Source organism: Rhodococcus sp. Leaf233 (genome assembly GCF_001426165.1).
Classification (GTDB): domain Bacteria; phylum Actinomycetota; class Actinomycetes; order Mycobacteriales; family Mycobacteriaceae; genus Rhodococcoides; species Rhodococcoides fascians.
The window spans coordinates 831,295-851,973 of sequence record NZ_LMRO01000009.1 but is presented as its reverse complement, the minus strand read 5'-3'; the positions used below and the strand labels follow the sequence as shown (position 1 = coordinate 851,973).

The window sequence follows — 20,679 nt, the reverse complement described above, 5'->3', positions numbered from 1 at the left end:
TGCACACCAGCGTTCGAGCTTGTCGACGTCGGTTTCAGCGATCCTTGGGCGTGTGCGTGTCGAGGAAGCCGACGACCGCGTCGGCCACCGGTGTCGGTAGTTGCTCCACCATGGGAATGGTGCCGCCCTCGATGACCACGATGTCGACCGTCGCTGCCTGCACGAGACCGTCCCGCACGAGGCCGACATCGGGGAAGGAGAACGGGTCCGCGTCGCCACCGAGGATGAGTACCGGGGCCGTCACCTCGCCGATCCGATCTTCCATGACGTACCGCGAACACGCGATATGTCCCTCGGCCGGATCCACCCCCGGCGCAAGCGCGTCGCGCACGAAGCGATCGAGTAGGTCCGGACGATTCGGCGGATAATACGGTTCTCGCTGGCCCCACCACGTCGTGAGATGGCCACCGTGCGAGTCGATTTCCGCGACGTCGACGCCGGGGCCGTCAGCGTGACCGGCACGGTATTCGGGGCCGGTGTAGGACGGCGACGACAGGATCACGGACTTCACCCGACCTGGTGCCGCACTGGCGACCTCCACCGCGACCACGGCCCCGGTGTGGTGACCCATCACCGAGAACTGATCGAGACCCAACGCATCCGCTAGATGCAGAACACCCGAGGCATACTGCTCGATCGTTTGCGGGCCAACAGGTTTGGCGGACTGACCGAATCCGTACATGTCCATGGCGATGATGCGACGGGACGGGCCGACGAGGGGCATCAACTCGGCGAATTCGTCCCACGAACGCGGGGTCTGGTGCAGGCAGATCAACGGGACTCCCTCGACTCCGGCTTCTGCATAGTGCAGTTGACCGAGCGGGGTGTCGGCGTAGCCGAAGCGCACGAGGGTCGTGGTGTCGTCGAGCACGGCTTCAGTCGACAAGGGTTCGGCCCATGTTCGCGTAGGTGTCCTGCCGGTTCTTGCGTGCGTACAGCGCAACCCCGATTGCCACCACGATCGTCGCGAGATGCAGCAACGGTAGACCGTTGATGATCACCGAATCGGTACCGGTGATGGCCGAGAAGTTGGACAGCGCGAAATATGTGATTGCTCCGAAACCGATCAGCGCCAGGGCCGGCGCAACCGTGTGGCCCCAACCGAATCGACGCTGCCGAGCGAAGAACACCAGCACTGACAGCGATGTCGTGGTGATCAAGACCATCAGACCGACCGCTCCGAAACCGGTCAGCGCGGACGTGAGGGTCGTCAGAGGGTCGAGCCCGGCGACGGCGAAGACGACGACGACCGCCGTCTCGATCACATAGCTCGTCGAACCGGCAACCACCGGCGACTGATGGCGCGGGTGCAGGGTTCGCATCGACCGCGGCAGGAAGCCGTCCCGGCCCAGTGCGAACAAATACCGTGACGCTGCGTTGTGGAAGGCAAGCACTCCGGCGAAGCAACTCGTCACGATCAACGCCTCGAGTGTCGTTGTCCACGCGGAACCGACGAACTCGTCGCTGAGGTCGTAGACGAATGTGCCCGGGCTTGCGGCTGCCGCGGCGGTGGCGCCACTCGAACTGGCCAGGAATGCCCAGGACGTCAGGACGAAGAAGAAGCCGATGCATCCCATCGAAATGTACGTCGCACGAGGAACGGTGCGTTTCGGATCGCGTGCTTCCTCAGCGTAGATCGCTGTCCCTTCGAAGCCCTGGTAGCACGAGAACGCGAAAATCATCGCGACGCCGATGGCTCCGGGAACGAAAACCTGACTGGGACTGAACGATTCCATCGGAAAGCTGCCGATCCCGTTTCGCGCGATGATCGCAATGTCGAGCACCAGAATGACCACGAGCTCGACGACGAGGGCCACTCCGAGTACGCCTGCAGCAAGCGTGATCTTGCGATAGCCGAGCAGGAACACGATCACCAGGCCCACCAAGGTATAGACCCACCATGGAAGATCGATGCCGAAAATCTTGTTGGCGCTACCCGAGGCGAAGAAACCCATCGCGCCACTGGTGGCGCATGCCAGCGCGATGTAGGCACTGGTAGCGATGTAGGCACCGGCCAAGCCGACGGGACGCCCCAGCCCTCGCACGATGTAGGCGAAGAAGGCTCCGGCGTTCTGCACATAGGGAACCATCCGGGTGAAACCGACGGCGAACAGAAGCATGATGACGAGTACGAACACGTACATTCCGGGTGTACCGATACCTACCCCCAGTCCGATGGCGAGCGGCAGAATTGCCACAGCGCCTCCGGCGGGCGCAACCGTGGCCATCACCATGAACACGATGTGCGCGACATTGAGACTTCCCTGCGCGAGCTCGGTCGACCCCTCAGTCGTCGATGCGCTGCTCTGCGTACGTGGCACCATAGATTTCAACTCCTCCTGCGAACACCAAGGACGACGAGCGCCGTCGAATAGCGATCAGTGTGGAGAGATATTCACCTGGTCGCCATGTGAAAGGTCCGCTCAGTGACACCGAGGCCGGCCTCGACCCAGCTGGAACCCGCCATGAGCACCCGGTTTCGACGATTTCGAACCGCTGGCCAGCGGTTCGCTGACCGGAATTACGTGCACCTCGATCCTTTGCCCGGGTGGTCCACACCAGCAACGTACCGCCTGGTCGTGTGGCCCGGACGTGTACCGCTCGGTGTTCTGCATCCCCTACTCCGTCCAGGCGACGGTTCCCTCCCCGATGCGGACGACTCATCCATATTTCGGCGTGCGCAGTGGGCGAAGAATCCATCCCCCCTGAAGCCTGCTTCCCCTACTGTCGGCACCATGACCATCGATCGAGTACCTGTACCCGGCGGAGATCTCGTCGTCGAAACACACACCGGCACCAGCGAGCCCGTCCTCGTGGTGCACGGCGTGTCCAGCCAGCGCGTGCTGTGGGGCTGGCTGCGGGCGGAATCGCCACACCTGACACTGGTCGCACCGGATCTGCGCGGCAGGGGCGACAGCGTCGAGGTCACGGGGCCGTCGTCGCTCGCTCGGCACGCAGACGACCTGGACGCCGTCATGGATGTCCTCGGACTCGACGCTGCACACGTGTGCGGAATATCCATGGGTGGATTCGTGGCAGTCGAGTTCGCGGCCCGGTATCCATCTCGAGTGAAGAGTCTCGTTCTCGTCGACGGAGGCGTTCCGGTGGCACCGCCCGCCGGTCTCACCCGCGAGACCGTCGGAGCTGTGTTCGCGGACAGAATTGCTCGAACTCAGAAGCATTTCGACGCCGTCGACGACTACGTCGACTTCTTGGTCTCGACGTCGCTGCCGCTTCTCGACCCGGCGGATCCACTCCTGCGGACGTACGCCGAACACGATCTGGTCAACGGGTCGGTGCGACTGTCGACCGATGCAGTCGTCTCCGACGCAGAGGATGTGTTCTTCGGCGAGTCACGGTTCCGAGAACTGACGATGCCGATCCGATTCCTGCACGCGCAGTGGAGCATTGGTAAGAACTCGGCACCGATGTACTCGCCCGAAGACATCGATGCGCTCGACCTGACCTCGATCACCCCGATGATGGAACTGGACCATGCCGGCACGATCATGACCTCGGCCGGTGCCGCCGCCGTGGGAGCACGAATCGACGAGGCGCTGCGGAACGGGTGATGAAGCAGCACAAGGACCGGAATGGAGCGGTCCGAGGACGTCGGCTGTCCATTTCGTCAGCTGTGTCGTGCGTCTCGTTCAGCCAGACTTAGCCGACAGTGAGCGTCGCCTCACCCTCGTCGAGCATGGTCAGGAGAAACAAATGAGCGGTGCCGGTGCAGTCCGGGAGGACAGCGGTGTGCGGCTGCGGTTCATCGACACTGTGGACGAGCAGCTGCCCGTTGCCATCCTGGAGTGGCAGCGTCGCGCTCCACTTCTCGCCGATCTGGTCGCACTGTTCGCCGATCTCGGGCTGCGTGTGGCGAACCACGAGTTGTTGCCCTCGGGCGACGACAGCGACGCCCTCGTTCACAGATTCGGTTTCAGTACCGATGAAATCGATTGGTCCGCAGCAACTCCGAACCTGCTGCGGGCCGCATTCGAGGCCGCTGCATCGGGCGATCTCGAGGTCGATGGTTTCACTCGCCTCATCGCATCGGCGTCCATCCCGTTCACCGACGCCGTTCTCATTCGCGCCGCAGCCCGCTATCTGGGCCAGGTAGGGCTGGAGCTATCCGAACCCACTGTGGTCTCGATACTGCTGCGGCACAGCGACTTCGTCCGAGGATTCTGCGCACTCTTCCATGCACGATTCGATCCCGACGTGACCGACCGCGACAGGCTGACGGCTGCCGCCGAGGACATTCTCGACACCGCTGTCGAGCGCACCTCGGCACTCGACGAAGATCGCTTGTTACGAGGACTGCGTTCTTTCCTCTCGGCAGTGTTGCGCACCAATTGGTTTCAGCACGACCGCACGGTAGGCGTCCCACCCGCAGCGTTCAAGATCGACCCGGCACGATTGTCCCTCTCTGCGGCCGTCACCCCGTACCGCGAAATCTTCGTGCACTCTCCGATCGTCGAAGGAAGTCACGTTCGGAGCGGTGCGATATCTCGCGGGGGCCTGCGTCATTCGGACCGGCACGACGATTTCCGCACCGAAGTACTCGATCTGATGAAGACGCAACACGTCAAGAATTCACCGATCGTGCCGATGGGCGCCAAGGGCGCTTTCGTGGTTCGAACGGAGACGACTCCCGAAGGTGTCCGCAACGCCTACACCGATTTCATCGAGGCACTGCTCGATGTCACCGACAACGTCGTCGACGGCGCGGTGGTGCATCCGACGCGCACGGTGATCCGCGACGGCGACGACCCGTATCTCGTCGTCGCCGCCGACAAGGGGACTGCCCGATTCTCCGACCTCGCCAACAGCATTGCAGTCCGCCGAGGCTTCTGGCTCGGGGATGCGTTCGCCTCGGGAGGCTCGGCGGGCTACGACCACAAGGCCATGGGAATCACCGCACGCGGCGGGTGGCTGTCGGTACGACGCCACTTCGCCGAGAAAGGGATCGACGTCGATACCGATGCGTTCACGGTGGTCGGTATCGGAGACATGTCGGGTGATGTGTTCGGCAATGGAATGCTCCTGAGCCACGCCATCCGACTCGTCGGCGCGTTCGATCACCGGCACATCTTTCTCGATCCGAACCCCGACTCCGAGGTCTCGTACCGCGAACGGGAACGGCTGGCATCGATCGCCGGAAGCAGCTGGGCAGATTACGACACCAGGGCACTGTCGTCGGGCGGTGCGGTGTGGCCCCGTTCGGTCAAGTCCATCGAACTGTCACCGCAGATGCAGGCACGACTCGGAATCGATGTCGGCTCCCTCTCCCCCAATGCACTCGTCGAGGCGCTGCTCACCGCCCCGGTGGATCTACTGTGGAACGGAGGGATCGGCACCTACGTCAAGGCCTCGACCGAGGGACACTCCGACTCCGCCGATCCGGCCAACGATTCCGTTCGCGTCGACGCGTCCGAACTGCAGGCCCGGGTGGTGGGCGAGGGTGGCAATCTCGGCCTCACGCAGCGTGCTCGAATCGAATTCGCCCTTGCCGGGGGTTGCGTCAACGCCGACTTCATCGACAACGCCACGGGCGTCGCAACCTCCGATCGAGAGGTGAATCTGAAAATCGCGGTGGATGCGGCCGTCGCGGACGGCGAGCTGTCCGTCACCGAGCGCAACAGAGCGCTGTCCCAGGTTCAGGACGAGGTTGCCGAGTCGGTGCTTGCAGATGCTGCATCGCAGACCCTGGCGATCAGCCTCGCCGAGGCCCACGCGCCGTTCCTGCTGGGCCGGCACGAACGGTTGATCGACAACCTCGAACGCGACGCGGGAATCAGTCGAGTCGCTGCGGTTCTTCCCTCGCCTGCCGAGTTGCGGGCTCGACATCGCTTGGGGCAGGGACTGGTTCGGCCCGAGATCGCGGTGCTGTTGGCGCAGTCGAAGAACCTGGTGGCCACCGAATTGCTCGCCTCTCCCCTATTGGACGACCCGGTGTTCGACGGGGTACTCGCCGGCTATTTTCCAGAATCGATCCGTGTCCTGGTTCCTCACCACATTCGCAGGCATCCACTGGCGCGGGAGATCGTGGCGGTCGTCGTGACCGGACACATGATCGACCGCGTCGGGCCCGGCATGATTCACCGGCTGGAGGAGAGGCTGGGCGTAAGCACTGCCGATATCGCGGTCGCGTATGCCGTCGTGCGCCAGGTTTTCGACATCGACCACCTGTGGGACGTCGTTGCCGATCTACCTGGAATCCCGCAGAGCACCAGGCTGGTTTTGCAGTTCGGTGTTCAGGATCTGATCGAGCGGACCACGTCGTGGTTGTTGCGGAACCGCGACGAACATTCGACGCCTCTGGAGACGATCGAACGCCTAACGCGGCCGGTACGTGAACTCCGAGAATCGTTGCCGGAGTTGACCGGCGATCTCGTCGTCGATCAGAACACACTTCGAATCCTCTCCGAGGCATTCGCATTGGAGACGACGGCCCGGTCGCTTGCCCGACCGATAGCGCACGTGGCGCAGACGTATCTCGAATTCGGCCGCGTCGTGGGTCTCGACCGGTTGGTGGAACGCTCCTCTGTCGCCTCCGGTGGAGCCGACTACTGGGACGCCATGGCAAGCGCGATTCTGGTCGATGCGATTCGTGAGCACTGGCACAACATGACCGAACAGGTCCTGTCCGAGGCGGTACACACCGATTCTGCTACCGACGCCGTTGCAGCGTGGCAGTCTGTGCACACCAATTCCGTCGAACGATTGGCCCAGATGGTCGGTGAACTCCACAGCGTGGAAGGGCTGAGCAATTCGCAAGTGTGCGTGGTGAGCGCAGAGCTGTCGCTCGCCCTGTCTCGGTGCCGATGATTCGCACTACCTCTACCTGTTCGATCGAAACGAAGGAGCCGTCCCCATGCGCTTGATCGTCGGATATCTCGCCACCCCCAGCGGTAAGGACGGTCTTACCCTCGGGGTGCAGCTCGCCCGCAGTCTGGGTGCTCAACTCGACATCTGCATGGTCCTACCACCGGACCGCACCGTTGCGTCCAGAGTCCCCGCCGAAACCGGGTACGAGGACGTCCTGGTCACACGAGCGCAAGGCTGGCTCGACGAGGCGAAATCCTTGGTGCCGTCCGACATCGAGGTCGCCGTGCACGCGAGTTTCAACGACTCGTTCGCCCAGGGACTGCTGGACGAGGTGGCTCGGCTGGGGGCCTCGGCCATCGTCGTGGGTGCGTCCGGAGACGGCCTGCTCGGACGGCATTCCGTCGGCTCGGTCTCGACCGAACTGCTGCATTCGGCACACGTACCGCTTGCACTCGCGCCGCGCGGCACCCGGCACTCGTCTGCTCGGGAGATTCGTCAGGTGACCTGCGCACTCGGGACCAGGACGGGAGCGGATGTATTGCTGCGGACGGCGGTACGCACCTGCGAAAGAATGCACACTCCACTGCGGCTCGTGTCCCTGGTTGCGCTCGACCCCCGCAACGATCTTCGCGATGCCCGGGACAGCTACGACAGCGCGCGTGACCGGGCCGTCGCGCACGCACGTGCCCTTGTGGACGAAGCGAAATCCACGTTGCCGGAGGATTTTCCGATATCGGTGACCATAGCGGACGGGTCGTCCGTCGAGTCTGCGGTGCGGACGCTCGACTGGCAGGACGGCGACCTCGTCATGGTCGGCTCCAGCCGTCTTGCCCAACCGCGCCGACTCTTTCTCGGTTCGACGGCCGCAAAGATGCTTCGCGTCCTGCCCGTTCCCATGGTGGTCGTCCCCAAGCAGGAGTTCGAATCATGAATTCGTCGACGGAAGGCTCGAATATGGGCAAGAACGCAAGCGGGCCCTCGCCCACTGCCGGTGAAGTCAGCGCCAAGGGGTTGGCGACAGGCACAGTCGGCACCTTCTCGGGTGCGATACTCGGAATCTCCTCTGTCGCACCGGGTTACACTCTGACCGCAAGCATCGGCCTGATCGTCGCGGCCGTAGGTCTGAAGATGCCGGCAATCCTGATCGCGGGCTTCGTTCCGATGTTTCTCACCGCTTATGCCTACCGCGAGCTGAACTCCGAGTCTCCCGATTGCGGCGCGTCGTTCACGTGGTCGACCAAAGCATTCGGACCCTACGTCGGATGGATGTGTGGGTGGGGCATGGTGATTGCGACGATCATCGTGTTGTCCAATCTTGCGGCCATCGCGGTGCAGTTCTTCTATCTGTTCATAGCGAAGTTGTTCGACACACCGTCGATCGCCGATCTACCGGGCAACAAGTTCGTCAATGTCGGTACGACGCTGGTGTTCATCGCAGCGGCCACCTGGATTGCCAGCAGGGGCATCACCACCAGCGAAAAGCTGCAGATCGTCACGGTCGGCTTTCAGATGGTGCTTCTCGTCGTCTTCGCCGTCGTTGCGCTGATTCATGTCGGAGCAGGAGACGCCCCGGGCGAGGTCACTTTCGACTTGGACTGGTTCAACCCGTTCACCGGCGTGGCTGTCGGTGCGTTCGTCATCGGACTCACGGGATCCATCTTCGCTTTCTGGGGTTGGGATACGTGCCTGACGCTCGGCGAGGAATCGAAGAACCCGAAGACGACGCCCGGCCGCGCCGGGTTGCTCTGCGTGGCAACCATTCTGCTCACGTACCTCCTCGTCGCGGTGGCCGCCATGATGTATGCAGGGGTAGGCGAGGACGGCCTGGGCCTGGGTAACCCGGACAACGCCGAGAACGTCTTCGGCTCTCTGGCCGACCCGGTGCTCGGTAAATGGGGCGGACTGCTGCTGTTCCTGGCCGTGCTGGTGTCCTCACTGGCGAGTTTGCAGACCACGTTCCTTCCGGCTGCGCGAACGATGCTGGCGATGGGTTCCTACGGTGCCTTCCCCAAGAAATTCGCCGAAGTGTCACCTCGCTTCCTGGTGCCTTCCTACGCAACCGTCGTCGCAGGGGCCATCACCGCAGGGTTCTACACAGTGGTCACGTTCCTGTCCGAGCGCACTCTGATCGACACCATCGCGGCACTGGGCATCATGATCTGCTGGTATTACGGCATCACGGCTTTTGCATGCATCTGGTATTTCCGCGGCAGGCTGTTCGACAGCGTCCGTAACACCGTCTTCCGCTTCCTGTTTCCGCTCCTCGGTGGCCTCATGCTGCTCGCCGTTTTCGTCATATCACTCGGCGAGAGCATGAATCCCGACAACGCCAGCGGAGCCTCGATCGGCGGCATCGGACTCGTGTTCTTCCTCGGCTTCGGCATCCTCGTCCTTGGCGCTGTGCTGATGATCGTCATGAGGTTCCGCCATCCCGCATTCTTCGAGGGCAAGACACTCGATCGCAATACTTCCGCGTTGCGAGACGAAAGCGATCTGGCGGGCAGATAGCCGAGGCCCGAGAACGGCTCGAGTGCCCGACCTCAGTTGTGGGGTCGGGCACTCGCGCACGAGGTGACGATCGACGCTGTAGCCGGTGCTGAGCTGGACGTCGATGGTCATCGGCGTCGGTGTGGCTCCACAACGCGGTCGCGGGAGGGGCCGGTGATCTCGGTGTAAAACTTTTCCTTGCTGTACGGCCAGTAAGTGGTTACGGTGTGATCGACAACACTACTTCCGGATCGGCATCCACGTCGGCGCGATAGGTACCGCGCGCTCGGGTGGCACCGTCCGCGCTTCGATGCACTCCACCATCCGACCGATGCTCCAGCGAAGGCAAAGATGAACACCGACAAATCGGAACCACCACTGCAGACCGCTCCGACCGAGACAGGCACCGCGCCCATCAACCACCGTCGTCAGTTGTTCGGTGGAATTCTGGGTCACGGTATCGAATTCTTCGATTTCCTTGCCTACGCCTATCTTGCGGTCTACTTTTCTACATCCTTCTTCCCGCAGTCGGATTCGCGGCTGCTTCCGCTGCTCCAGACATTCGGTGTGTTCGCCATCGGGTTCTTGGCCAGACCGATCGCCGGTCTGGTGATCGGCCTGTTCGCCGACCGCTTCGGACGCCGTCAGGCAATGACATTGACGATCTCGATGATGGCCGGAGGAAGCCTGCTGATCGCGGTCAGTCCGACCTACGACCAGGTAGGAATTCTGGCGCCGATCATCCTGGTGACCGCCCGGCTGCTACAGGGGCTCAGTGCGGGCGGCGAGTACACCAGTGCATCGGCGTTCATTGTCGAGTCCGCGCCTGCGAACAGACGAGGCTTCTACTCCAGCTTCATGTTCGTCGCGTCCACCTCCGGCAAACTCTTCGCCTTGGGTTTCATCACGTTACTGGTCACCGTCCTCGGAACGGAGACCATGACCGAGTGGGGATGGAGAATTCCATTCGCGGTGGGTGGACTGGGGGCCGTTGTCGCGTGGTGGATTCGACGCAGCACCGTCGAGACATTGGACGTCTCCTCCGAGAAGCAGAAATCATCGCGACCGAGGCCGTTCGATGCGATCCGCGCATACCCGAAACAGACTCTTCAGATCTTCTTCCTGACAACAGGTTTGGCGGTCGGTCAATACTTCTGGGCAACTTACCTGACCGCGTACTTCGAGATCAAGAACGGTGCAGCCTCGTCGACGGCGTTGGCGGCCGGTTTGATCTCGTTGATCTTCTACCTCGCAATCCAGCCACTCGCTGGGTTGTTGTCCGACAAGATCGGTCGTAAACCCAGCCTGTACATCTACGGCATTTCCTCTATCGTGCTGACCGTTCCGCTCCTGTCCATCGAGGGAACCAGCTTGGCAGTCCTGGTACTCGTGCAAGCCACGGGAATGTTGATGCTCAGCTTCGCCACCTCCATAGGATCGGCAGTGATGGTCGAAATGTTCCCTGCGCGAGTGCGCGTCACCGGGCTGGGATTCCCCTACTCACTGTCGATCGCACTCTTCGGCGGTACTGTCCCCCTGATCGCCACCGCACTCGAAGACGCCGGTCATTCGAACTACTTCGCGTGGTACGTGGTCGCCACCGCGGCAATCAGTCTCATCGCGGCATTCACACTGCGTGAGAGCCGCGATGTGGATATCGAATCGGAGGACCTGAGGGATACGAGGGCTGCGAGCTCCGACTCGTAACGGCTCTCACCGTCGACCCGCTTACACCTCATGGTGAAGGCGGGTCGACCACTGTCTCCACCTGCGGACCCTCGAGACGCAATCACTCAGCGTCACAGTCATATCCAACTCGACTGAACCAACTGAAAGGCCCGGGCCGGCAACTGCCGACCCGGGCCTTTCAGTGTCGTCGACCCACAGCTAGCGGTCGGTCCACCGCGCTGGACGCTTTTCCAGGAATGCCGCAATGCCCTCGTGGCGATCCGGAGACGACAAAGCAGGTTCTGCGATCGTGAACTGGGCATCGAACGCATCGGCTTCGGTCGCCCACGAATTTGACCGCCGCACAATCTCTTTGGTTGCCCGCACCGCGCTCGGCCCGTTCGCCGCGATCGTGCGCGCCAGAACCATCGCGTCATCGAGCGCTTCCCCAGGTTGCGCGATCGAACTGACCACTCCCCATTGGTGCATCTGCGACGCAGAGATCTTCTCGCCGGTCAGCGCCAATTCCATCGCTCGATGGTACGGAATCCGCACGGGCATCCGGATCAGACCCCCGCCCACTGCAACCAGGTTTCGACGCACTTCCGGCAATCCGAAAACGGCATCGTCGGCCGCCACGATAAGATCGCACGCGAGAGCGAGTTCCAGTCCGCCGGCCAGAGCAAAGCCCTCGACCGCAGCGATCACGGGCTTCGCAATCGACGTTCGGGTGAAATGGTTCTGCGCTTGCTGTCGCGAGCTGTACATCGGCTCACCGTCTTTGGCGGCCTTGAGGTCGCGTCCCGAACAGAACGACCCACCGGCCCCGGTGAGGATCACGACCAGAACGGACGGGTCGGTGTCACACCTGCGCAGCGCCGCGTCGAGTTCCGTGCGCAACTCCAGATTCAGGGCATTCTTCGCCTCGGGCCGGTTCAAGGTCACCAATGCGACATCGCCTTCCACTCGGCTCAGTACTACCTCGTTCGTCACGATCGCTCCCCTCGTGGTCGGTGGTCGGGTTGACGCCTCGGCACGCTCTCGGATGCACTCATAGCGCGAAGGAGTATCCGCCATTGACGGGAATCGTCTGACCGGTTACCCAGGACGAAGCATCGGAGGCGAGCATGAGAACCATGTTCGCCGCGTCGTCCACCTCGCCGGGACGACGAATGATGTAGCGGCTCATCATCTTTTTGACCGCGGCCTCGTTCTCCATACCCTTCTCCGTTCGAGGTGTTCGGGTAGCGGCGAGAGATACGCAATTCGCGGTGATGCCGAACCTTCCGAGGCTGGCGGCCAGCGAGCGCGTGAAGCCTGCCGTACCGGCTTTACCGGCGGCGTACGTTTCCCTACCCGGCTCCCCGAATCGAGCCGCGTCGGAGATCATGTTCACGATTCGGCCGTACCCGTGCTCGATCATCGCCGGAGCCACCGCATGGCACACGTTCAGCGGTCCGTACAGGTTGGTCCCCAGGTAGCCGTGCCACTCCGTGGGCGTCTGCTCCCAGAACGGACGCGTCATCTCGTCTGTCGGGTTGGGACCGGCGTTGCCGGCATTGTTGACGAGGATGTCGATGCTGCCGAACATCTGAAGCGACTGTGCAACTGCGTCATTGACCGATTCCAAATTCGACACGTCGCCGGCGATGGCCAACGCTTTCGCCCCCGCCGCCTCGACCTCCGCGGCAACGGCCTCCGCACGGTCGAGTCGGTAGTCGTTGATGACCACAGCTCCGGCCCCATGCTCCGCGAAATGCAGCGCTATCCGACGGCCGACGCCCTGCCCTGCACCGGTGACGAATGCGGTACGCCCCTTCAAAGCCAAAAGATCAGACATGTCAACTCCTTGTTTGCTGGACGGTCAGCAAGTATTCTAGATGGCGTAGGTCACAGATGTACAGAGGCGATCCGTCACAGGAAAGGTTTCGACATGGATTTCGAGCCGAACGAAGAACAGCGCCAATTGCTGCGCAGCATCAGAGGTTTCATGCAATCGGAGGTCGAACCTCTCATCGCCGAGCACGAGCGGTCCAAGACCTTCCCCCATGACCTGTTGCCGCGCCTTGCGCAGTTCGGTTACCTCGGTGGCTGGCTGCCGGAAAGCCTCGGAGGCATGGGGATCGACCACATCACCTGGGCGATGATGATGGAGGAACTCGGGTACACGTGGCCATCGCTGCGCACCATGGTCAACATCACCAATGCTCCGATGGAGAAACTCGCTCGGACCGGTTCCGACGAGCTCAAGGCCCGATATCTGACACCGCTGTTTGCCGGAGAAGCAAAGATCTTCAACGGTCTCACCGAGCCGGATGTCGGTTCGGACGTGTCCAGTGTTCGCTTCCGTGCCGACCTCGACGGAGACCACTGGGTCCTCAGTGGTACCAAGATGTGGATCACCGGAGGAGCCTTCGCAGATTGGGGAACGGTCGTCGCCCGTACGTTCAGCCCGACGTGCGACGGCGCCCTGTCACTGTTCCTGGTCGACAGAAGAGAATCGCCGTTCGAGGTCAGGGCGATCGACACCATGGTGTTGCATTCGACCGGGACGGCCGAGTTGACCTTCGACAACGTGCGTATTCCGCGTGGGAACCTCATCGGCACGGAGGGTGACGCCCTCCGATCGACGTTGGCCGGACTCGCCGGGGCCCGTATCAACATCGCCATGGGTGCTGTCGGTGCCGCACAGAAGGCATACGATCTTTCGGTCGAATATGTCAAGGGGCGCACACAATTCGGGAAGAGCATCGCGTCGTTTCAGCTGGTGCAGCAACACATCGTGCAGATGCGAATGAAGATCGACGCGGCCCGGTCACTGTCGTACATGGCAGCAGCAGCGATGAACAACGGAAGACCGGCCACACTCGAGGCGTCGTTGGCCAAGCTGTATGCGAGCGAAGTAGCCCACGAAGTGGCGAGTGCGGCTATGCAGGTTCACGGGGCGATCGGCTATTCCACCGAATACCCGATCGAGCGAATCTTTCGGGACACCCGAGGAAGCAGCATCCCGGAAGGTACCACCGAAATTCAGACACTCATCGCCGGTCGAGAAATTCTCGGCATCTCGGCTCTTCGTTGAAGGACGTTCTGCTTTCATGACAACCAGTGATCTCACCCGCCTGTTCAACCCGAAGTCGATCGTTGTGGTCGGCGCATCGGAGAAGTCCGGCAGCATCGGCAACTGGGTGGTGAAGAACCTCCTCGAACATTCCGACTTCGAAGGCGCGCTGTACCTGGTGAACCCGAAGAAGAACGTGATCGACGGGATCACCGCGCTTCCCGACGTCGCATCGCTACCCGAGCCCGTCGACGTAGCCATCGTTGCGGTTCCTGCCTCGCACGTAATAGCTGCACTGCAAGAATGCGGCACCAAGAATGTCTCGTTCGCCCTGGTGTTGACCTCGGGCTTCGCAGAGACAGGAGATACCGGGATCGCGGATCAGCAGAAGATCAGCGACATCGCACAGCGAACCGGGATGCGAGTCATCGGCCCGAATTGCCCTGGGCTGTGCAATATTGCCGACAACATCGGAATGACCTTCTCCCCGTCCTTTCGTAACGACCGCAGTGTCGGACCGATCGGACTGGCAACCCACGGAGGAGGCCTGGGCCGAAACATGCTTCAGGCCGGAGCCAGAGGTGCAGGTGTGTCTCTGTGGGCGTCTCTGGGCAATGCCGCCGATCTCGATGTTCCTGATGTCATCGAGTATTTCGCGCACGACCCGCGCATCGCGGTAATCGCCACGTTGCTCGAAGGAATCGCCGACGGACCGGCCTTGATCCGGGCAGCGCGCATAGCCGCGGCAGCAGACAAACCTGTGGTGGCCCTGAAGGTCGGAAGATCGGAATACGGCGCAAGAGCAGTTCAGTCGCACACCGCAGCGATCGCAGGCTCTGCTGTGGTCAATTCAGCGGTACTGCGACAACTCGGCGTGATCGAGGTCGACGACACGGACGAGCTCATGGACGTCGGCTGGCTCCTGTCGAGGGCACAGCCCGCCCCGTCGACTCGGGTAGCGATCTGGGGCGCGTCGGGCGGTGCCTTATCTCTGTGTGCCGATCACGTGGGACAAGCCGGCCTGACACTCGCACAGCTCCAGGAAGATACCGTCCAAAGACTGTCCGCCATCCTTCCCAGCTTCGCCTCCACAGCCAACCCGGTGGACATCACCGCTGCTGCCATCGCCGATTCGTCGATCGAACAGAAGAGCTTGGAGATTCTCGCCGAAGACCCTGGAGTCGACGTGATTCTGGCTCCCCTGGCGCTGGACTACGGCGAGCGCACCGCAGGGACATCGCTCAGTCTTGCGGCAGTGCAGAAGCTGGTCACCGTTCCAATAGTTCCGATCTGGATGAGCGACGTGCACGGCAAGGGGTACGACATCCTTGCCGACGCCGGGTTCTGCAGCCCGCGGGGGCTGTCCAAGGGGGTCCTCGCAGTCGCGCGATGGGCCGAATACGGGCGCTGGCGCGACGGACAGAGCACCTCTCCTACCCCGGCTCCCTTCGCAGTCGAACCCGCGCGAGACGAACTCGATCTGCCGCGCTCGGTCGCGACCGAGCCCGAAGCCAAAGCGTGGCTCGCCGAGCACGGGGTCACCGTTCCCCGGGGGTTCACCGTGCACGACGACAAGGGCGTTCACACTGCGATGAGCGGACTCCGTGCGCCCGTCGTCGCCAAGGTGGTGAGCACCGACCTCGCCCACAAAACAGACGTCGGCGGTGTCGTCGTCGGCCTACAGGACGCCGAGTCCGCCTGTCGGGCAAGACAGGACATCCTCGCCGCAGTCGCGGCCAAGGCTCCGGGAGCATCGGTTCGGGGCATACTCATCGAGGAGATGATGACCGGCGATTCGGTGGAAATGATCGTCGGCGTGCACCGCGACCCTGTCTTCGGTCACCTCATCACGGTGGGTGCCGGCGGTGTATTCGTCGAATTGCTGAACGACACTGCGCGCCATCTTCTTCCTCTGGATCGCAGCACGGCATTGAAGTTGATCGAGTCTCTGCGGATGTATCCGATTCTGGCCGGCATGCGTGGCGGCGCAACCTACGACATCGACGCGCTCGCCGACTTGTTGGTCTCGGTCTCCGACTGCGTGAGTGCGCATCGAAGCAGCATCGAAGAGGTCGACCTCAATCCTGTAATAGTGCGACCTGCCGGTTCGTCGGGGCCGGGATCCGTCGCACTGGACGCCCTCGTGGTGACCACGACCATGTCGAAAAGCCCGGCATGACAATGCCTCTGGAGGGCGTTGTCGTCGTCGACTTCACCGAGCTGCTTCCGGGTCCCTTCCTGACTCAGGCCCTGGTGGACATGGGGGCCAGGGTCATCAAGATCGAGCGTCCCGGCGGCGACAACGCCCGGCACCTCGGTGCGGGAGCGTTCGCGGCTGTCAACCGCGGCAAGGAGCTACGGACTCTCGATCTGAAGACCGACGCCGACGTCGAGGCTGCGTGGACATTGTTGCGAGACGCAGACATCATGATCGAGGGCTACCGCCCCGGAGTGATGGCGAAGCTGGGTCTCGGACCTGATGCCGTTCGGGCGCAGTTGCCGCACATGGTCTATCTGTCACTGTCGGGATACGGGCAACTGGGTCCGCTTGCGCAGACCCCCGGACACGACATCGACTACGCCGCCCGATCCGGAGTACTCGCCCTGGCCGGCGAAGCAGGACACGACCCCGTCTGGGGCCCCGGCGTTCCGGTGGGTGACCTCGCGGCAGCAACGTACGGCGTTGGCTCCGTGCTCGCCGGCCTCGTCGCACGGCAGAGAACCGGGCAAGGATGCTTCATCGATCTCGCTATCCGAGACTGCCTGGCTCACTGGCTGAATCCTCGACTGGGTGCCTTTGCGGGAGGAGCGGTGGAGAGTGTCACCGAGCAACGCGTGGCCGCCCTGGAGCGGCCCGCGTACGGAGTATTCCGCTGCAGCGACGACGCTCTGATCACAGTGGCCGCTATCGAGGACCACTTCTGGAGTCGACTGGTGCAAAGCCTCGACTTGGACGACTGGGCAGGACCCCGATACGCCACGTTCTCGGCCCGTTCCCTGTGCGTCGACGAGATCAACAGCGCTCTTGCACAACGTCTCTCGACCATACCGAGTTTCGACGCGCTGCGGCTGTTGACGAGCTCCGGGGTGCCCTCGGCCCCGGTGCTCGCGCCCTACGCTGCGGTCGAGTCGGTACGAGAGAGGAGCACCTCTCTGGTGGTCGACGACCCCACAGCCGGCCCGCTCGTGCACTTCCCCGCCCTGTTCGACCATGGAACGCACACCTGAAATCTGCCTACGCGGCTATACCGTCGACAAGCCCCAGAACAGCCGTACGGGCGGCGTCGAGGTCGACGTCCTGCGGGTCGACGAGAAACTGCAGAGCCGCTCCTCGGAGTACACCCTCGAGGACCACGGCGTAACCGACCGGATCGACACTGTCTCGGATCGTTCCGTCTCGCTGGCCTCTGGCGAGCAGTTCGCCGAATTCCGAACGCATCACCGCAAAACTTTCTCGCACCGCACGCCTGATCTCCGGCGCTTCACTGATCGACTCGGTCGCCAACACCAACATCGCCTGTGCGGGAAGCGGATTGACTGCCAGTCTGCCCAAGTACGAACTCAACACATTACGCAAAGCATCGATGCCGGTTACGTCGTCGCCGATCAATCGTTCCGTATCAGCGTGATAGCGGTCCTGCACCGCGTGAATCACGCTCTCCATCAAGGTCGACTTGGTTCCGAAGTGGTACCCGATGAGCCCCCGACTCACGCCGGCCTCCTGCTGGATGCGTGTAAAGGTCGCGTTCCGAAATCCCTCGTTGACGAGGATCGACAGGGTCGCATCGATCAACGCGGACCGAGCATTCGAACTGCGTTCTTCCTGAGTCATCGAGCGTTTACCGTTGTCTTTGCTTCGCGCGTCTGTGGTTGCCATCTCCAACAATCCTAAGGTCGTTCCAGCCTCGCCCCGAGCCTGCCATGGATTCGCGTCGGCTACGTGCTCTCACGCAATGCAGTAGCTACATCCGCCATCGACGTCGCCGAAACCGGGGCGCACGGATACAGCGCCACTCGATTCCACACGCCGTCGACGCGCTCGCGGAGAGCATGTGCAAGCTCGCGCTCGGCGGCAACGACGCCGATAGTGGTCAACACCTCGTCGTCGATCAGCGCTGTCATCACGTCCCAGCGTCGCGAGTCGTCGGTCTTGGAGAGGCGGTGCAGCTCCTCTCCGAGTGCTTCCCAGCCGTGCAGTGCGATCTGACGGCGCAACGCGTGGACGGAAGCCTCGAACGTTTCGTCGGACGATCCGGTGGCAATGAGGATTCCGCCGCTGACTTCGTACGGCTCGTCGGCGCGGATACTTGCGCGCCGAGCCTCGAAGGCCCTGGGCAGCAACACCTCCGACAGGTATCGACGAGTCGTGAACGGATGAACCAGCAGTCCGTCACCGACTCGGCCGGCCACGCGTGTCATTGCCGGTCCGACCGCAGCCACCGAAATCTTTGGGGAACCGAAGGGCATCTCACGTCGGAACGTCGAGTTCATCAACGTGTGCCGATAGAACTCACCGCGAAAATCGAGCGCGTCACCGGTTTCCCAACAACGCCAGATTGCACGAACGGCGTCTACGAATTCCTCCATGCGCTGTGCGGGGCGGCTCCAGGGCATACCGAAGCGACGTTCGATATGCGGCCTGATCTGACTGCCCAGACCCAGGACGAACCGTCCTCGAGACAGGGACGCCAGGTCCGCCGCCGCGATTGCCGTGCTCATTGGGTTGCGCGCGAACGCCACCACTACCGCACTGGTCAGCCTGATCTGTGATGTTGCCGTGGACGCGACCGTGAGTTGCACCAGCGGATCGTGGCGTGCCTCGATGGCTTGAAGTCCCGCGTAGGGCCCCTGTTCGGCCGATGTGCATACCGACGAGAGCTCATCGAGATCGACCAGATCACCGAGGCGGAAGTCCACTGGTATACCCATCGCTCGATCTTTTCATTTTACTTGCTGTCTGTACAGCAAGTTGCTAACTTGGTGTTGCGCGACGGTCTTCGTCGAGAAACGGATTGCACCTCGATCTGGTTTCGGTTGCACGTGCACATTCGCTCTCTACCAACACTTCAATGCATTTCCTCGCTCAGAGAGAAGACTACGAATGCAAACAGATGCACAGCCCCTGTCGGGAATGAAATGTCGTCTTTGCGGAACGATCTGCTTGCCAGTTCAGACCTTCGGATGTGAGCGATGCGGCAGCGTCTCCCCTGATTTCATGCCTACGACTCTGTCCGGAAACGGACAGGTACGTTCCGCGGTGACAGTCAGCGAACATCCGAACAAATCTCTGTCGACCCCGCTCGCCATCGGAACGGTGGTTCTGGACGAGGGAATCGCAGTGCGGTCTCGACTCGAACCGGGATGCAGCGCGGGCGATCGCGTCGAAGCACGTGAGGCAGACGGCGCATTGGTCTTCTACAAGACGGAGGGCGAACTGTGAGTCGCGAGAACATGAGCACGTTGCGCCCGGTGTACGTCGTCGGGATCGGTCTGCATCCGTACCAGCGAAAGTCGGATACGAGCTTCGTCGATCTCGGCCTCACCGCAGTCCGTGCGGCACTTGCCGATGCCGGGGTGCCGTGGAACTCGGTCGAAGCGGCCTATACCGGGACGACGCGGATCGGAATGGCCGTGTCTCGACCCATCCTTCGCCATCTCGGAGTCACCGGAATTCCGATGACGCAGGTGGAGAACGCGTCTGCGTCCGGTTCCTCGGCATTCCGATGTGCCATTCGCGATGTCGCGGCCGGCTTCGCAGATGTGGTTCTGGCAGCGGGGGTCGACAAGGTCGGCGCGAGCGTGCGGGCGGAAAGCCTGACGGGTGTAACTCCCTACGACGATGGGATCCTCACTCCGCCGGTGCATTACGCACTTCTTGCGGCGGAATATCTCAGCACTCGCCGCGCCGACGTTTCCGACTTGGCCCGAGTCGCAGTGAAGAACCACAACAACGCGGCCAAGAACCCCTTCGCGCAACGGCGAACGGAACGAACGCTCGACGAGATACTCGACGATCGCCCTATTGCCGGCGCACTGACACGGTTGCAATGCTGCCCCGTCGGTGAAGGTGCCTCCGCCGTGATCGTCGTATCCGAGGATGCGATCGATCGCCTCGAACTGGACAGGAGCAGAGCAGTCCGAGTTCTGTCGAGCGCTCAGCGATCGGAGGAGCTCTACGGCACGAAGAGCCATGACGTCGAATTAACACGTGTGACCACTGCGGAGGCTCTCGCCGAGGCCGGCATCGGCGCGGAGGACCTGGACGTTGTCGAACTGCACGATGCGTTCACGATCGAGGAACTCCAATACGTCGAGGCGATGGGTATCTGCGCAGAGGGCGAGGCTCCTGGCCGCCTGCGCGATGGTGAATTCGATATCGGTGGCAGAGTCGCAATCAGCCCTTCCGGCGGGCTCCTGGGTATGGGCCATCCCGTCGGACCCACCGGCGTCGGACAGATCGTCGAAATCACGCGACAGCTGCGCGGCGAGGCAGGAGAACGCCAGCAACCGTCGGCACGATATGGACTTGCCCACTTGGTTGGAATCGGCGCAGTCAGTATCGCCCACGTCCTGAGTGCACCCCGATAAGACCACATTCGACAGCAGCGATCCCACGCATGTGCAGCAACCTGAGATCA

General features: G+C 62.3%; 16 protein-coding genes. 10 read left to right on the top strand and 6 right to left on the bottom strand.

All coding sequences use genetic code 11. The features are described 5' to 3' along the window. Positions 1–34 precede the first annotated feature (34 nt). Both ASH04_RS14710 and ASH04_RS14705 read right to left on the bottom strand, forming a co-directional pair. Positions 35–871, bottom strand: coding sequence for an alpha/beta fold hydrolase (locus tag ASH04_RS14710; RefSeq protein WP_230591082.1), 837 nt, complete (start codon positions 869–871; stop codon positions 35–37). 4 nt (positions 872–875) lie between these two features. Then, positions 876–2,324, bottom strand: a complete 1,449-nt coding sequence (locus ASH04_RS14705) for an APC family permease (protein WP_057473818.1) — start codon at positions 2,322–2,324, stop codon at positions 876–878. Positions 2,325–2,735: 411 nt separating this feature from the next. On the opposite strand from ASH04_RS14705, the gene ASH04_RS14700 reads away from it, so the two are divergent. From ASH04_RS14700 to ASH04_RS14680, 5 genes are all read left to right on the top strand, one after another. After that, the gene (locus ASH04_RS14700; protein WP_057473817.1) at positions 2,736–3,572 is read left to right on the top strand and encodes an alpha/beta fold hydrolase; all 837 of its coding nucleotides are present in this window, start codon (positions 2,736–2,738) and stop codon (positions 3,570–3,572) included. Positions 3,573–3,714: 142 nt separating this feature from the next. Beyond that, a complete protein-coding gene (locus ASH04_RS14695) occupies positions 3,715–6,825 on the top strand; it encodes an NAD-glutamate dehydrogenase domain-containing protein (protein ID WP_057473816.1) in 3,111 nt (1,036 codons plus the stop codon). 46 nt (positions 6,826–6,871) lie between these two features. Continuing rightward, complete coding sequence (locus ASH04_RS14690) at positions 6,872–7,756, top strand: universal stress protein (RefSeq protein ID WP_027496138.1); 885 nt, start codon at positions 6,872–6,874, stop codon at positions 7,754–7,756. A gap of 23 nt (positions 7,757–7,779) precedes the next feature. Next, positions 7,780–9,333, top strand: coding sequence for an APC family permease (locus ASH04_RS14685; RefSeq protein WP_032383980.1), 1,554 nt, complete (start codon positions 7,780–7,782; stop codon positions 9,331–9,333). A gap of 330 nt (positions 9,334–9,663) precedes the next feature. Continuing rightward, on the top strand, positions 9,664–11,019 hold the full coding sequence (locus ASH04_RS14680; protein ID WP_057473815.1) for an MFS transporter: 1,356 nt from the start codon (positions 9,664–9,666) through the stop codon (positions 11,017–11,019). 180 nt (positions 11,020–11,199) lie between these two features. Here the strand turns inward: ASH04_RS14680 and ASH04_RS14675 are convergent, their stop codons facing one another. Then, on the bottom strand, positions 11,200–11,973 hold the full coding sequence (locus ASH04_RS14675; RefSeq protein ID WP_057473814.1) for a crotonase/enoyl-CoA hydratase family protein: 774 nt from the start codon (positions 11,971–11,973) through the stop codon (positions 11,200–11,202). A gap of 58 nt (positions 11,974–12,031) precedes the next feature. Further along, the gene (locus ASH04_RS14670; protein WP_057473813.1) at positions 12,032–12,820 is read right to left on the bottom strand and encodes an SDR family NAD(P)-dependent oxidoreductase; all 789 of its coding nucleotides are present in this window, start codon (positions 12,818–12,820) and stop codon (positions 12,032–12,034) included. 93 nt (positions 12,821–12,913) lie between these two features. Here ASH04_RS14670 and ASH04_RS14665 point away from each other — a divergent pair, with 93 nt between their 5' ends. Genes ASH04_RS14665 through ASH04_RS14655 form a run of 3 tightly spaced genes read left to right on the top strand, consistent with a single transcriptional unit; the run spans position 12,914 to position 17,269 of the window. Further along, a complete protein-coding gene (locus ASH04_RS14665; RefSeq protein ID WP_057473812.1) occupies positions 12,914–14,062 on the top strand; it encodes an acyl-CoA dehydrogenase family protein in 1,149 nt (382 codons plus the stop codon). A 16-nt stretch (positions 14,063–14,078) separates the two neighbouring features. Continuing rightward, complete coding sequence (locus tag ASH04_RS14660; protein ID WP_057473811.1) at positions 14,079–16,220, top strand: acetate--CoA ligase family protein; 2,142 nt, start codon at positions 14,079–14,081, stop codon at positions 16,218–16,220. Then, positions 16,217–17,269 carry a CaiB/BaiF CoA transferase family protein gene (locus ASH04_RS14655; protein WP_082519257.1) on the top strand — a complete coding sequence of 351 codons (1,053 nt, stop codon included), beginning with the start codon at positions 16,217–16,219 and terminating at the stop codon, positions 17,267–17,269. Before ASH04_RS14660 ends, ASH04_RS14655 begins: the two co-directional genes overlap by 4 nt. Positions 17,270–17,276: 7 nt before the next feature. Here ASH04_RS14655 and ASH04_RS14650 read toward each other — a convergent pair whose 3' ends face one another. Together ASH04_RS14650 and ASH04_RS14645 are read right to left on the bottom strand one after the other, a co-directional pair. After that, complete coding sequence (locus ASH04_RS14650) at positions 17,277–17,918, bottom strand: TetR/AcrR family transcriptional regulator (RefSeq protein WP_057473809.1); 642 nt, start codon at positions 17,916–17,918, stop codon at positions 17,277–17,279. A gap of 59 nt (positions 17,919–17,977) precedes the next feature. Beyond that, positions 17,978–18,970: a TIGR03617 family F420-dependent LLM class oxidoreductase gene (locus ASH04_RS14645; RefSeq protein ID WP_057473808.1), complete on the bottom strand. Its 993-nt coding sequence runs from the start codon at positions 18,968–18,970 to the stop codon at positions 17,978–17,980. 286 nt (positions 18,971–19,256) lie between these two features. Here ASH04_RS14645 and ASH04_RS14640 point away from each other — a divergent pair, with 286 nt between their 5' ends. Continuing rightward, positions 19,257–19,481: an OB-fold domain-containing protein gene (locus ASH04_RS14640; protein ID WP_057473807.1), complete on the top strand. Its 225-nt coding sequence runs from the start codon at positions 19,257–19,259 to the stop codon at positions 19,479–19,481. Further along, the gene (locus ASH04_RS14635; RefSeq protein ID WP_235580011.1) at positions 19,478–20,629 is read left to right on the top strand and encodes a thiolase family protein; all 1,152 of its coding nucleotides are present in this window, start codon (positions 19,478–19,480) and stop codon (positions 20,627–20,629) included. Before ASH04_RS14640 ends, ASH04_RS14635 begins: the two co-directional genes overlap by 4 nt. Positions 20,630–20,679 lie beyond the last annotated feature (50 nt).

What these genes read in the sequence shown, in the direction of transcription:
- ASH04_RS14670 (WP_057473813.1), bottom strand. Translation starts at nt 12,820, where the DNA reads ATGTCTGATCTTTTGGCTTTGAAGGGGCGTACCGCATTCGTCACCGGT.
- ASH04_RS14650 (WP_057473809.1), bottom strand. Translation starts at nt 17,918, where the DNA reads ATGGCAACCACAGACGCGCGAAGCAAAGACAACGGTAAACGCTCGATG.
- ASH04_RS14685 (WP_032383980.1), top strand. Translation starts at nt 7,780, where the DNA reads ATGGGCAAGAACGCAAGCGGGCCCTCGCCCACTGCCGGTGAAGTCAGC.
- ASH04_RS14655 (WP_082519257.1), top strand. Translation starts at nt 16,217, where the DNA reads ATGACAATGCCTCTGGAGGGCGTTGTCGTCGTCGACTTCACCGAGCTG.
- ASH04_RS14700 (WP_057473817.1), top strand. Translation starts at nt 2,736, where the DNA reads ATGACCATCGATCGAGTACCTGTACCCGGCGGAGATCTCGTCGTCGAA.
- ASH04_RS14645 (WP_057473808.1), bottom strand. Translation starts at nt 18,970, where the DNA reads ATGGGTATACCAGTGGACTTCCGCCTCGGTGATCTGGTCGATCTCGAT.
- ASH04_RS14705 (WP_057473818.1), bottom strand. Translation starts at nt 2,324, where the DNA reads ATGGTGCCACGTACGCAGAGCAGCGCATCGACGACTGAGGGGTCGACC.
- ASH04_RS14660 (WP_057473811.1), top strand. Translation starts at nt 14,079, where the DNA reads ATGACAACCAGTGATCTCACCCGCCTGTTCAACCCGAAGTCGATCGTT.
- ASH04_RS14695 (WP_057473816.1), top strand. Translation starts at nt 3,715, where the DNA reads ATGAGCGGTGCCGGTGCAGTCCGGGAGGACAGCGGTGTGCGGCTGCGG.
- ASH04_RS14680 (WP_057473815.1), top strand. Translation starts at nt 9,664, where the DNA reads ATGAACACCGACAAATCGGAACCACCACTGCAGACCGCTCCGACCGAG.
- ASH04_RS14665 (WP_057473812.1), top strand. Translation starts at nt 12,914, where the DNA reads ATGGATTTCGAGCCGAACGAAGAACAGCGCCAATTGCTGCGCAGCATC.
- ASH04_RS14690 (WP_027496138.1), top strand. Translation starts at nt 6,872, where the DNA reads ATGCGCTTGATCGTCGGATATCTCGCCACCCCCAGCGGTAAGGACGGT.
- ASH04_RS14640 (WP_057473807.1), top strand. Translation starts at nt 19,257, where the DNA reads ATGCCTACGACTCTGTCCGGAAACGGACAGGTACGTTCCGCGGTGACA.